The sequence below is a fragment of the Aromatoleum toluclasticum ATCC 700605 genome (assembly GCF_000378245.1).
GTDB lineage: Bacteria > Pseudomonadota > Gammaproteobacteria > Burkholderiales > Rhodocyclaceae > Aromatoleum > Aromatoleum toluclasticum.
Genome location: NZ_KB899508.1, coordinates 102104 through 114499, shown reverse-complemented (window position 1 = coordinate 114499; position 12396 = coordinate 102104). Strand labels below are relative to the sequence as shown.

Below are 12396 nucleotides of genomic sequence, written 5' to 3'. Positions count from 1 at the left end.
GGTGGGGGTGGGGGTGTGCGGTGTGCTTGTCATGAATCGATCTCCGCGATTCTCTTGTGTTCCCGCCCATGCCAGGCAGCACGGGCGGCGAGGTGCTCCGCGAGCCCTTCGGGGCTTGCGGAAGGAAAGTCGGCGAGGAAGCGGGCGACGATGCCGGTGAAGCGCGCCGTGGCCATGCTCGCGCCACCGGGCGTCCTCCCCGCGCCGGCCGGCGAACAGCCCCAGCCTGCACCGCTGGAGGTCTCGCCCCCGAGCAAGGACCATTGCCCCGCTGCGCAGCGCGCATCACCGCTGACGGCGAGCACGCCGGGGTAGGCTGCCGGGAACACCGGCGTACCGCGCGCGGGGGCCGCGGCGACGAGTACGACGCCGCGCGCCAGAACGCGTGCGCAGGCTTCGCGCAGCACGCTGCGGTCTTCGAGCAGGCCCAGGCTCAGGTTGATGACGCGCGCGCCCTCCTCCATGCACCAGTCGACCGCCGCCGCGACCATGGCGGGCGTCGGCGCGTGCCGGTGCGACGCGATGCGGGCATCGAGGAGGCGGGCAGTCGGGGTGGCGTCGAGCACGAGCGTCGCCACCGCTTCGCCGTGGGGCAGCGGACGGCCGACGGCAGCGGCGCGCTGCACGCCGCCGTCCGGAGCGGGAACGAAGCTCGCCGCGCGATGCAGGGCGTGCGGCGGGATGCCGGTGAAGCCGCCGTCGACGATGCCGATCTTCACGCTCACTGGACGACCCTCAGCAACGGCGCGGCGGTCCGGACGGGGTCGGGCTCGACGAGGCCGCCGTCGCGCAGCTCGACGACGCGATCGACGACACCGACGGACGCGAGGTTGTGCGTGATGAGGATGCGGGTGCGGCCGGCGAACACGCGGTCGACGGCTGCGATGATCGCCTGCGCGACCGGGAGGTCCAGCCCGGACGTGGTCTCGTCGAGGATCAGCACCGCCGGATCCTGCAGGATCGCGCGTGCCAGGGCGAGGCGCAGACGCTCGCCGCGCGACAAGGCCGCCGCCATCGCGCCGACCGGCTTGTCGAGGCCGCCCGTGTGCGCGAGCCTGGCGAGGCCGGCGAGGTCCAGCGAGCGCAGCAGCGCTGCTTCGTCGGCATCCGGCGCGACGAAACGCAGGTTGTCGCGGATGCTGCCGGGCGTCAGCACCGGCTCCTGGTCGACGACGACGATCTGGCGGCGCAGTTCGGCGAGGTCCAGCAGGTCGAGGCGCACGCCGTCCAGCAGCAGCCGCCCGGCCTGGGGGTCGTAATGGCGCTGCAGCAGGTCGATCAGCGTGGATTTGCCGGCGCCGGACGCGCCGACGAGGGCGAGCTTGGCGCCGGCCGGGATGTCGAGCGTCGCGCCGTCGAGCACGGCCTCGGCAGCGTAGCCGAAGCGCACGGCATCGAGGCGCAGCTCGCCGCGCACGGGCTCGGCGAGCTGCACGGGCTGCGCCGGGGACTGCACGGTCGGCCGCTCGGCGGCGAGCTCGCGGATACGCTGCAGGCTGACCTTCGCGCGCTGCCATCCCATGAACACGCCGGCGAGCGTCTGCAAGGGGCCTGCAGCGCGAGTCGTGTACGCGATAAAGGCGACGACGACGCCGACCGACAAGTCCCCCGCCGCGGCGAGCGAGCCGCCGACCGCGAACACCAGCAGCACGCCGAGACCGGACAGCACGCGCTGCAGGCCGCCGGCACCGAGCGAGGCGATCTGCGAGCGGCGCAGCGCGGCGAAGTAGTCGCCGTGGTGGGCGCGCAGGCCGGCTTCCTGGCGGCGCGCGGCGTTCGTCGCCTGGATGAACTTCATCGCGCGCAGGGATTCGACGAAGAAGCTCGACATCGCGGCGCTCTCCTTGCGCATCGCTTGCGTGCTCCGTTCGAGCCAGGGGCGCGAGAAGATCAGCGCAGCGACCTGAAGCGGGACGAGCGCGAAGACGAGCGCGGTGAGCTGCGGGCTGAGCGACAGCATCAGCCCCAGCGCGACGGCCAGCGAAAAGACGCCATTCAGCAGCGCCATCGGCGCGTCGAGTGCGAAGCGCTGCACTTCTGCAACGTCGCCGTCGAGCCGCGAGAGGATCTCGCCGCCGCGCGTGCGGGCATAGTAGGTCGGCGCGAGCGTCTGCAGGTGGCGCCACACCTGCTCGCGCAGACCGAAGAGGATGTGCGCCGAGAGCTTCAGGTAGCTGAGGCGCGAGAGCGTCTCGACGAGTACGCCGCCGATCATCAGGATGAGGAAGACGACGCAGAGCTGGAGCACGAGATCGACCCGGCCGCGGACGATGCCCTCGTCGACGAGGCGCTGCGTCAGGTAGGGGGGCAGCAGCGCCGCCGCCGACCCGATGCACGACAGCACGACGACGCCCGCGACCGTGCCCGCACGTTCGCGCAGCAAAGGTAGCGCCCAGGCGAATGCCTGCAGGTGCAGGGAGCGATCCGAGCGCAGCCCGATCACCGCCCCGCCCTCAGCGCTTCACCACGCGCATCCAGCCGATCGACTGGTCCGCCCCACCGGGCATCGTGATCTCGCCCTTCTTGTCGAAGCTCGCGGCATCGTAGATCGCGATCTTGTCGAGCGCACCGCCGATGTAGAGCTCCTTGCCGTCACCCGAGATGTTGATCGCGTAGAAGGTCTGTTCGAGGTCCTTGCGCTTCAGCAACTGACCCGTGTCGACGTCGACCTTCGTGAGCTGGTTCATGACCAGGAAGGCTTCGTTGCGTGCGGCCGGGTTGATCACGGACGAGAACATCGCCGTCGTCGCGTTCTCGAACTCCTTGACCTTCAGCGTCTCGCTGTCGAGGTCGAACACGGCGATGCCGGCCTTGAAGGCCTCGGCCGAGTCGGGCGCGGCATCGGTCTTGGCGACGAAATACGGCGTCGAAAGGGCCCGCGCCTGCTCGAAGGTGCCCCACATCGCGAGCACGTCCGGTTCGCCGATGCCGGGGCGATTCCAGTGGCGGACCGGGAAGGTCTTTTCGAGCTTGCCAGTCTTCGTATTGAAGAGGTACATGTCCCAGCCAAGCGCGATGATGTGGTCGGGATTTCCGGTGGCGGCCATCAGGCTGATGCGGCGTGGCGCGGGGAAAGTGCGGCGCGGCTTGGCGTGCATGCCGTCGGCGGTGTCGAACACCGCGATGTAGGTGTCCTCGACCTTGTACTCGGCGCGGCCGAGCTGCACTGGCGCCTGGTGGACGTAGAGCTCCTTGCCGTCCTCACTCACGGCGACCGCGAAGAAGCCCTTCACGCGACGCTGCGGCGTCGAGAAATCGGCGCGGAACACCGGTTTGCCGGTGTCGATCTCGACGCCGACCACGCTCTCCATGCGGTTCGTCAGCACGTAGGCGATTTTGCCGTCCTTCGGCACCGCGATCGCGCCGGGTATGCCGTCGCCCGGCAAAGTGATCGTGCGGACGATCTCGCGCTTGGCGGGGTCGACGACGTGCAGGTTGTTCGGCCGCGTGACCGTCAGCAGGTACTCGGCCGCGAGCGCGGGCAGCGAGGCCGCGGCGCAGCACAGCGCCACAAGAGCCTTCTTCATGGGCAGCATCCTCATCGCTCAGTCTCCCGGGAAAAGAGTCTGCAGTTCGCGCCAGTCGCGCAGCGCCGAGTTCTTGCCGTCGGTCCAGTCGCGCGCGGTGTTGAGGCTGTCCGCGAGCTGGGCCGGCCACCAGCAGGGGTCGGTGCAGCCGTAGAGGTCGGCTTCCATCGGCTGGCACAGGCTCGCCAGTCCGCCGAAGGCGTCGACTTCCCAACCGGGGTCGAAGGTTGTCGTGCAGCCGACGACGCTGCTCATCAATTGCACTTCCTCGCGGTGGCCGTCGGTGGCCGCCTGTTCGATCAGGTGCGCCTTGTGGTTCAGGGCTCGCAGTCGTTTCATTGCAGGGCACTCCTTTGTTCGATGGCGGCGTTGAAGAACGCCGGATTGGCGAGCGCGATCTCGCCAAAGGCTTCGAGGCCGAAGGCCGTCCATTCGCGGATCTGGTCGCAGTACTCGAAGGTCGGCTGGAAGGGGTCGCCGCTCTGCGAATACGACTCGTGGTAGCAGCCGCCGGCGCACAGGCTGCGTGCCGGACAGACCTGGCAGGCGCCGTGCGGGGCCTGCGCGCGCGTCATGAAAGCCGACAGCGACTCGCGTGCGATGCCGTTCTCGACGTCGCCGAAGGTCTCGAGTTCGGAACCGGTGAAGCGGTGGCACAGCGAGATCTTGCCGCTGGTGCCGACCGCCAGCAGGCCGACGCCGGCGCCGCAGGGCAGCACCTTCCTCGTGCCCATCCACAGGTCGGTCATCAGCTGCTGCATGTTGCCGAAGCCGTGGCGGCGGCCGCGCTTGGCCTCGCTGATGTACTCCCGGCCGAGCGCCTTGAAGGCCTCGAAGACGATGTCGAGCTCCTCGCGCGACAGTCCGACCGGCGAATCCGGCCCGGCGGTCGCAGGGGCGAAACCGACTTCGAAGAAGCCCAGCTCGTCGTGCAGATGCTTGTAGATGCCGGCGACGTCGAGGTTGCCGGTCGCCAGCGTGACGCGCGCACCGACGGGCTTCGACTTGTACTTTTCCAGCAGCCGCTTCACCCGCATCGCGACCGTCTTGTAGGTGCCGCCGCCGGCGATCGTGCGGCGATGGCGGTCGTGCTGGGCCTGGTCGCCGTCGATGCTGATGGTGATGCCGAAGCGGTGCGCGTCGAGGAAGTCGATGATCTCGTCGGTGAGCAGCGTCGCGTTGGTCGTCAGCGAGAACTCGGCCTCCTTGCCGGCCGCGGCGGCCTTCTCTTCGGCGTACTCGACGAGGTCGCGGATCACCGCGATGCGCGTGAGCGGTTCGCCGCCGAAGAAGACGATGCCGACGCGCTCGTGCTCGCTTGCCTCCTCCATCAGCAGGTCGATTGAACGCGAGCCGGTCTGGAAGTCCATCACCGACGAGTTCTTCGGCGAAGTCAGATCCTCACGGTAACAGTAGCTGCAGCCGAGGTTGCAGCCGGTCGTCAGCGTCAGCACCAGCGTCTTCAAGGGCGAGCGCTCGACGACGCGGGCCGGGATCTCGTAGTGCTTGGGCTGCGGCGCGACGATGCCGAGGTCGATGAAGTCGCTGAGGCTGTCGCACAGTTCGGCGGGCGTGTAGCGTCCGTCGAAGCGGCTCTGGATGTCGTCCGCGCTGACCGCGGGCGCCGACTCGAACAGCCCGAGCAGGTCGGACGCGGCCGGGTCCAGTTCGAAGATCGAGGTCGTCGGCACGTGCAGCAGGACCTGCCGGTCGCCCTTGCGGATCGCACGGTAGTTGTGGGGTTGCACCTGCAATGTCGTGGTCATTGTCTTTTCTCCTTTGCCCTCAACGCAGCGGCGTCGGATTCCAGCGCTGCACGGTGACAACCAGCTGGCCCTTGCCGTTGAGCGAGCGCCCGCCGTCCGCGACCGTCGCTACGACCGACAGGTTGCCGACGTTGTTGAGGCCGCGACGTGCCGGGTTGGGGCCGGCAAAGGACGGCAGGAACTGGCCGTGCGGTTCGATGTGGCCGGCAAACTTCAGATCCTCTTCATGCTTGGCGCGCTCGTCGAAGGGCTCGGTGGACCACGTCGCCGGCACGCTGCCAAGGCGCACATCGTCGTCGGTGCCGGGTTGGCCGTCGGCGCCGTTGAGGAAGGCAACCGCATCGAATTGCGCGGTCACTGGCGGATTCGTGCCGCCGCCGACGCGTGCGACACCGAAGGCCGGCTCGACGCGCACCGAGTCGATCTGGCGATACACGGCGACGGTCCTGTCCGACTCGCGCCCGCCCACCGCGACCTTGCGCAGACCGGGCGCCGCGTCGGCAGCGACCTTCACGCGCAGCTTCAGCTGCTCGGCCGACTTGCCCAGCCACTCCACGACCTCGACGCCCGGACCAAAATCGAGCTTGGCATCGAGCCCGGCGCCCGCAACCGTCACCGTCGCGGTCTCGCCTGCCCGCAGCATGTGCGGCGTGATGGCGACCGGCACGTTCTTCGCGGCCTTGTCGGCCCGCACCGCCTCGAACGTGGCGCCGATCTCCTCGGACTTGCGCAGGAACCAGCGCCCGCTCATGCGCGCGCCGTCCTCGCTCAGTGCGAAAATCGACTGCGTGTGCTCGTTGCCGAGCTGAGCCGTGCCGCGCCATTCATAGCCGGTATAGACGAGCGACTCGCCCTTGCCGCGAACCGTGTTGCCGGGTCCGAAGTGCAGCTCGTAGCTCACCTCGTAGCGGTCCTTGCCCTTCGCCGTCGCGGTCATCGTGCCCGTATAGGCACCCCACCCCGGACGCTCGCCGGCAACGATCCAGCGCCCGTCGGCCGGCTTGTGCTTCGCACCGCTCCAGTTGCGCCACGCATCGGTGTTCTTCGGGTACATCTCCGCCAGCCGGCCCGGCATCTTGTCGCGCGCAATCTCCCACCAGTTGCGGTCACGCCCGAGCGCCGAGTATTCCGCGCTGGGGAACTGGCCGAGGTGGGTGTGCATGAGCTTGCGCCACTCGGCCTCGTCGCGCCGCTGCAACGCGACGCGCCCGTAGCTGTGACAGCGGCCGCACATCTGCGCCATCTCGTCGTCGGGCGGCGTGTCCTGCATGTTGGGCCGCCGCTCGGTCAGGAAGCGGAACGGCGCGGCCTCCGCCGGTGCGAGGCCCTGCCGGTCGGCGAGGTACTTCACCACCGCGCGACGCTCCTCGGCGCTCAGCTCGACCTTGTGCCAGATGCCCATGCGCACGACAGTCATGTCCCAGCCTTCGGGCGACTTGCGGATCTCCGGGATGCGCGTGAGCTTGCCGTCTTCGAGGTGACAGCTCGCGCATTTCTTGTCGATCACGTCGCGGCCGGGGTCCTGCGCCGCCACGGCGGGCATCACGCCCACCATCCCCAGCGCCAGCGCCACGGCGCCGGCGGTGCGCAGACGTCTGCGCGTATGTCTTGTGGTCTCCGCCTTCACTTTTGTCTCCACTCTCCGGTGAGGAAATGCGCCGCCCCATCAACTGCCACGCGGCGGCGCGCCGCACTCATAGCGCCATGATCACGGACTTGGATTCGGTGTACAGATCGAGCACCGCGCGCCCCATCTCGCGACCGATGCCGGACTGCTTGAAACCGCCGAAAGGCATCGCGTTGTCGAGGATGTTGTGGCAGTTCACCCACACGGTGCCGGCCTGGATCTTCGGGATCAGCCGATGCACGCGCGACAGGTCGTTCGACCAGATGCTCGCGGCGAGCCCGTAGGGGGTGTCGTTCGCACGCCGCGCGACCTCGTCGAGATCGTCGTAGGGCATCGCGACAACCACCGGACCGAAGATCTCCTCGCGCACCACCTTCATGTCGTCGCTCGTATCGACCAGCACCGTCGGCTTCACGAAGTAGCCCGCGCCCTCCCCCGCTGCGCCGCCGGTCGCGGCGCGCGCGCCCTCGGCGAAACCGCTCTCGATGTAGCCCAGCACACGCTTCTGCTGCGTCGCCGACACCAGCGGGCCGATCTGCGTCGTCGGGTCGATGCCGGCACCGAGCTTCATGCCCGCCGCGATCCCCGCCAGGCCTTCGACGACCTCGTCGAAGCGGCTCTTATGCACGAAGAGGCGCGAGCCGGCCGTGCACACCTGCCCCTGGTTGAAGAAGATCGCCTGCGCCGCACCCGCCGCAGCAGCGCCAGCGTCCGCGTCGTCGAGCACGATCACCGGGCTCTTGCCGCCGAGCTCCAGCGACACGCGCGTCATGTTGTCGAGCGCCGCCTTGCCGACCAGCTTGCCGATCTCGGTCGAGCCGGTGAAGGCGATCTTTTCGATACCGTGGTGCGACGCAAGCGCCGCGCCCGCGGTGTGGCCCAGACCGGTCACGACATTCAACACGCCCGCCGGATAGCCCGCCTCCAGCGCCAGCTCCGCGAAGCGCAAGGCCGACAGCGGCGTCTCCTCGGCCGGCTTCAGCACCATCGTGCAGCCCGTCGCGAGCGCCGGCGCCACCTTCCACGCCGCCATCAGCAGCGGGAAGTTCCACGGGATGATTGCGCCGACCACGCCGACTGGGGAGCGCCGCGTGAAGCCGAAGAACTCGCGGTCGCGCACGATGGGCACCGACACGTCCATCGTCGAACCTTCGATCTTGGTCGCCCAGCCCGCCATGTAGCGCAGGAAATCCACCACCAGCGCCACGTCGACGTGGCGCGCCATGACCACCGATTTGCCGTTGTCGAGCGACTCGATCTCGGCCAGTTCCTGCGCATGCGCTTCAACGAGATCGGCGAACTTCAGCAGCAGGCGCTCGCGGTCGACCGGGCGCATCTTCGGCCAGTCGCCCGATTCGAACGCACGGCGCGCCGCAGCGACCGCGCGGTCGATGTCCTCCGGCCCGCCCGCGGGCACCGACGCGAACTTCTCGCCGCAGGCCGGATCGACCACCGCCAGCGTCTCGCCGCTCGCCGCCTCCACCCACTCGGCGCCGATCAGCATGCGCCGCGGCCGCTCCAGGAAGCGCCGCGTGCCTTCGCTCAGCAGTTGTCCGTGGTAATGCTCCATGAATCTGTCTCCTCTGTTCTTGGTTGGTTTGTATTTGGAATGACGGCTCAGCCGCCGGGGCCGTCGTCGATCAGGCCGGCGCGCGCGACCGCGGTTGCCCGCGCCGCATCCACGCCTTCCGCATCGATGTCCAGCTGCTGCCCCAGCCGCGACACCAGCCGCTCCTCGAGCCGTTCGAGATCGCCGTCCGCGTAGGCGACCTCCCACAGCATCGTCAGCACCTCGCGCCGTTCGGCCGCGTTGAAGCCCGCACGCACGGCCTCGGCGAATTCCCAATCGTCCAGCACCTCGGCGAAGCGCTCGTCGGCCACTTCCACGAGCTTGCGGGCGGCCTCCTCGGGCAGCGCGAAGTGCTCGCACAGCAGGCGCTTGATCGCCGCCTGCTCGCGCTCGCTCGCGCGGTGATCGATGTACATCGCTTCGAGCAGCAGCGCGGCAACGGCGATATGGCGGCGCTCGAACGGGCCTGTTTCAAGGCCTTCCGCCTGGACTTCGCCAGACAGCAGCGCCATCAGTTTGGTAAGCATGCGCAGGTCTCCCTGTCCCTGTTATTTGTTGGGGGTGAGCCGTTCGACGCCCAACTGGCCAGCAATGACGACGCTGCCGGTGGGCGCAGCGACCACAGCGGCGAGGTTCTGCCGGTCCGCGCGCACCTCGAGCTGCAGCGGCTCGCCGCCGGCACCGCGCAGCACGACTCCCCCCGCGCCGACGACGATCAGCCCGCCATTGGCGGTCGCGATCCCGGACGTCAGCGACTGCTCGGTGCCGGTCTCCCGCACCTGCCACGTGGTACCGCCGTCGCGACTCGCGATCACGCGCCCGCTCATCCCCAGCAGCACGACCTCGCCATCCGCCCGCTCGAGCCCGCTCCACAGCGACCCCGAGACGCCGGTCGCAAGCTTCGTCCAGCTCGTGCCGCGATCCGTCGAGCGGAATGCCGCGCCAGTCTCCGCGGCGATGAAGAGCTTCCCGTCGCGGGTGCCGAAGATGTGGTTGAGGTGCAGGTCGGCGTCATGGCCGCTGCCGACTGCCAGGCGCGCCCATTTGTGTCCGCCGTCCAGGGTCAGGAAAGCCGTGCCGTACGCGCCCACCGCATAGCCGCGCTGCGCGTCGGCGAAATACACCGACAGCAGCACCGGCTTGTCGTCCAGCGTCGCCTGCAGCTGCCAGTTGGCGCCACCGTCGGTTGTCGCAAGGATCACCCCGCCGTGGCCCACCGCCCAGCCGAGGCGTTCATCGACGAAATGCACCGCCGTCAGCAGCGCGCTGACCGGCACCTCGGCCTGCTGCCAGGTCTTGCCCTCGTCGGCCGAACGCACGATGGTGCCGTAGTCGCCGACCGCGACGAGCGCATTGCCCGCGCGCACCAGCCCCGTCACCGGCACCTTCGCCGCCAGCCTGGCCTTCATCGCCGGCGCGGGCACTTTCGCCGCTTCGGCCGGCGCAGCCGCGAACACCGCGGCGCTTGCTGCCAGGCACAGGCCCAGCAAGGTCTGCCCGATACGATTGCCTGTCTTCATCGCGTCCCCCTCAGTGGGCCATCAGCGGCGCACGGACCGGGCCGCGGCGCGGGATCAGCACGTCGATCGTCACCGCCAGCGCGGGCAGCAAGGTGATCGCCATGATCATGTTCACCATGAACATGAAGGTCAGCAGCATCCCCATGTCGGCCTGGAACTTCAGCGCCGAGAACGACCAGGTCGCCACCCCGATCGACAGCGTCACCGCGGTGAACACCGTCGCCACACCGATCTCGCGCAAGGCCTGCTTGAACGCCGTGACGATGTCCTCGCCGTGCGCGAGATGCATCTGCAGGCGGTTGTAGATGTAGAACGCGTAATCGACGCCGATCCCCACCGCCAGCACCATCACCGGCAGCGTCGCGACCGTGAGGCCGATGTCGAGCGCCTTCATGAACCAGTAGCCGAGGAAGGTCGCCAGCGTCAGCGGCAGGCAGCACGCGATCATCGCGCGCCAGTCGCGATACACCGCGAACACCAGTACCAGGATCGTCGCGTACACATAGAGCATCATCGGCAGCTCCGAATGCTCGACCACCTCGTTGGTCGCCGCCTGCACGCCGGCGTTGCCGCTCGCGAGTCGCACCGTCACGCCAGGGAAGGGCTGCATTTCGCGGAAATGTTTCACCGCGGCGACCACCTCCTTGATCGTCGAAGCCTTGTGATCGGCCAGATACAGGTTCACCGGCAGCAGCGTGCAATCCGCGTTGAAGAGACGCATGCCTTCCGGCACCTGGCGCACCGCCTCGCCGAGCGTGAGCTCTTCGGCGGGGAGCGCGGCCCACTTCGGATTGCCTTCATTGACCCCGGACGCCGCAAGCTTCGTCATCGCCGGCAGGGACTGCGCTGACAGCACGCCCGGCACGTTCGCCAGGTACCACGTCAGCCGGTCGACATGGCTCATGATGTCCTGGCGGTAGCAGCCGTCGGCCGGCGATTCCACCACCACCGTCAGCAGGTCCAGCCCCAGCGCATAGCGCGCGACCACGGCCTCGACGTCGCGGTTGTAGCGTGAGTCGTCGTGCAGCTCCGGCGCGCCCGGCAACACATGGCCGACGTGCCGCCCCTGGCTCTGCCACACCGCCACCGCCAGCAGTACCAGGCACACCAACGTACCGATCGCCGCATTGCGCGGATTCGCGATATGCATGCCGAGGGAGGCCATCGTGCGATTGCGCAACCCCTCCATTTTCGTCGCCCGCAGCACGAAACGATCGTCGAAGCGGAAATAGCTCGCGACCACCGGCAGCATGATCAAGTTGGTCACGATCTTGTACGCGACGCCCACGGACGCGGTGATTGCCAACTCGCGGATCATCGGGATCGGCACCAGCACCAGCGTCGCGAAGCCGACGAAGGCCGTGATCAGCGCCAGCGTGCCCGGCACCAGCAGGCCGGTGAAGCTGCGGCTCGCGGCCGTGTAGCCGTCGGCGCCGTTGATAACCTCCTTCGCGATGTAATTCACCTGCTGGATGCCGTGCGACACGCCGATCGCGAACACCAGGAAGGGCACCAGGATCGCCAGCGGGTCAAGGCCGAAGCCCAGCAGCGTGATCGTGCCGAACTGCCACACCACTGACACCAGCGAGCACGACAGCGGCAGGAAGGTCAGCAGCCAGGAGCGGGTGTACCAATAGACGGCCGCGCCGGTCAGCAGGAAGGCGAGCGCGAAGAACTCGATCACGCTCGTCGCCCCTTCCGAGATGTCGCCCATCTGTTTGGCGAAGCCGATGATGCGGATACGCACATCGCCATCGCTGAAAGCCTCGCGCACTTCGCGTTCCAGCCGCTGGCTGAACTCCGCATAGTCGAGGCGCGCGCCGGTCTGCGGATCGGGGTCGGCCAGTTCGGCGACCACCATCGCCGACGACGAATCGTTCGCAACGAGCGAACCGATGAAACCGCCGACGATCGTGCGCTCGCGGATCGCGGTGATGTTCTCCGGCGTCAGCGCCTTCACCGTCACGTCGCCGCCGATCACGTCCTCGGCCTTCATGCCCTCCTCAGTGATCTGCACCGCGCGGGTGTTCGGCGTCCACAGCGAGGTCACCGTGCGGCGGTCGACACCCTTCATGAAGAACAGCGCCTGCGTCACGTCGTAAAGTTTGGTCAGTGCCTTCTCGTTCCAGATGTCGCCCTTGGTGGCTTCGACGGTCACGATGATGCGGTTCGCGCCGAACAGCACCTCGCGATACTGGTTGAAGGTCTGGATGTATTCATGGTTCTGCGGCAGCTGCTTGTCGAAGCCCGCGCTCATGTGCAGGCGCGACGCGAACAACGCCATCACCACAGTGAAGCCGAGCAGCGCAAGCAGGATGGGCAGACGGTGCCTGAAGCACACGCGCTGCATCGCCAGCACCAGTTTTTCGATCATGTCGGGGTATCC

General features: G+C 68.3%; 10 protein-coding genes. All 10 read right to left on the bottom strand.

The features are described from left to right. Positions 1–29: 29 nt before the first annotated feature. The 10 genes from qhpE to F464_RS0123175 all read right to left on the bottom strand — a co-directional run bounded on the left by qhpE (position 30) and on the right by F464_RS0123175 (position 12384). Positions 30–725, bottom strand: a complete 696-nt coding sequence (gene qhpE, locus F464_RS0123220; protein WP_018992259.1) for a subtilisin-like serine protease QhpE — start codon at positions 723–725, stop codon at positions 30–32. Continuing rightward, positions 722–2443, bottom strand: a complete 1722-nt coding sequence (locus tag F464_RS0123215) for an ABC transporter ATP-binding protein (protein WP_018992258.1) — start codon at positions 2441–2443, stop codon at positions 722–724. The genes qhpE and F464_RS0123215 overlap by 4 nt, the downstream gene beginning before the upstream one ends. 10 nt (positions 2444–2453) lie before the next feature. Continuing rightward, entirely contained in the window at positions 2454–3527 is a 1074-nt protein-coding gene (gene peaD / locus F464_RS0123210) for a quinohemoprotein amine dehydrogenase subunit beta (RefSeq protein ID WP_232429019.1), read from the bottom strand. A gap of 18 nt (positions 3528–3545) precedes the next feature. Then, a complete protein-coding gene (qhpC, locus tag F464_RS0123205) occupies positions 3546–3866 on the bottom strand; it encodes a quinohemoprotein amine dehydrogenase subunit gamma (protein ID WP_015436625.1) in 321 nt (106 codons plus the stop codon). Beyond that, positions 3863–5293, bottom strand: a complete 1431-nt coding sequence (gene peaB, locus F464_RS0123200) for a quinohemoprotein amine dehydrogenase maturation protein (RefSeq protein WP_018992256.1) — start codon at positions 5291–5293, stop codon at positions 3863–3865. Before peaB ends, qhpC begins: the two co-directional genes overlap by 4 nt. A gap of 19 nt (positions 5294–5312) precedes the next feature. After that, positions 5313–6920 (bottom strand): quinohemoprotein amine dehydrogenase subunit alpha, encoded by a 1608-nt coding sequence (gene peaA / locus F464_RS0123195; protein ID WP_018992255.1) that lies wholly within the window; start codon positions 6918–6920, stop codon positions 5313–5315. A gap of 67 nt (positions 6921–6987) precedes the next feature. Beyond that, entirely contained in the window at positions 6988–8490 is a 1503-nt protein-coding gene (locus F464_RS0123190) for an aldehyde dehydrogenase family protein (RefSeq protein ID WP_018992254.1), read from the bottom strand. A 47-nt stretch (positions 8491–8537) separates the two neighbouring features. Further along, entirely contained in the window at positions 8538–9017 is a 480-nt protein-coding gene (locus F464_RS0123185; protein WP_018992253.1) for a tellurite resistance TerB family protein, read from the bottom strand. A gap of 21 nt (positions 9018–9038) precedes the next feature. After that, positions 9039–10010 carry a WD40/YVTN/BNR-like repeat-containing protein gene (locus F464_RS0123180; protein ID WP_018992252.1) on the bottom strand — a complete coding sequence of 324 codons (972 nt, stop codon included), beginning with the start codon at positions 10008–10010 and terminating at the stop codon, positions 9039–9041. Positions 10011–10020: 10 nt separating this feature from the next. Next, a complete protein-coding gene (locus tag F464_RS0123175; protein WP_018992251.1) occupies positions 10021–12384 on the bottom strand; it encodes an efflux RND transporter permease subunit in 2364 nt (787 codons plus the stop codon). Between the last annotated feature and the right edge of the window lie 12 nt (positions 12385–12396).

Excerpts from the sequence above, each read along its gene's own strand:
- peaD (WP_232429019.1), bottom strand. The coding sequence starts at position 3,527 with ATGAAGAAGGCTCTTGTGGCGCTGTGCTGCGCCGCGGCCTCGCTGCCC.
- qhpC (WP_015436625.1), bottom strand. The coding sequence starts at position 3,866 with ATGAAACGACTGCGAGCCCTGAACCACAAGGCGCACCTGATCGAACAG.
- peaB (WP_018992256.1), bottom strand. The coding sequence starts at position 5,293 with ATGACCACGACATTGCAGGTGCAACCCCACAACTACCGTGCGATCCGC.
- F464_RS0123190 (WP_018992254.1), bottom strand. The coding sequence starts at position 8,490 with ATGGAGCATTACCACGGACAACTGCTGAGCGAAGGCACGCGGCGCTTC.
- F464_RS0123185 (WP_018992253.1), bottom strand. The coding sequence starts at position 9,017 with ATGCTTACCAAACTGATGGCGCTGCTGTCTGGCGAAGTCCAGGCGGAA.
- F464_RS0123180 (WP_018992252.1), bottom strand. The coding sequence starts at position 10,010 with ATGAAGACAGGCAATCGTATCGGGCAGACCTTGCTGGGCCTGTGCCTG.
- F464_RS0123175 (WP_018992251.1), bottom strand. The coding sequence starts at position 12,384 with ATGATCGAAAAACTGGTGCTGGCGATGCAGCGCGTGTGCTTCAGGCAC.